We start from the raw sequence: 265 nt of genomic DNA, 5'->3' as shown, positions 1-265 counted from the left end.
CTATAGGAGATTTAAATGCCGTCACGTCAGATTACCCACGACGCGCGCGAGGGTAAAGGAAGCAAAGAAAGTTTGGAGCACAAGTGGGATAAAGCCAAGGGGATAGCAGAAAAAGAATATGGTCCCGGGCACTGGGGTGCTGTCGAACACATTTATCAGAATATGCGAGATTCAAAGAAACATGAATCTTCGGTAGAACTGAACGCGGCTGAACGAATTGTCGAAGACGAGAAAAGCGATAGTAAATAATCGGAAAGTGGTGTAC

Annotated in this window: 1 protein-coding gene; it reads left to right on the top strand. The window is 45.7% G+C overall.

What is annotated here, in order from left to right; translation table 11 throughout:
* Nucleotides 1-15 precede the first annotated feature (15 nt).
* Nucleotides 16-249: a hypothetical protein gene (locus AC1RPU_RS08295; protein ID WP_289856397.1), complete on the top strand. Its 234-nt coding sequence runs from the start codon at nt 16-18 to the stop codon at nt 247-249.
* Nucleotides 250-265 lie beyond the last annotated feature (16 nt).

This window comes from Dellaglioa sp. CoH-55-MRSF-7, assembly GCF_056782235.1.
This window is presented reverse-complemented; position numbering and strand designations above follow the sequence as displayed.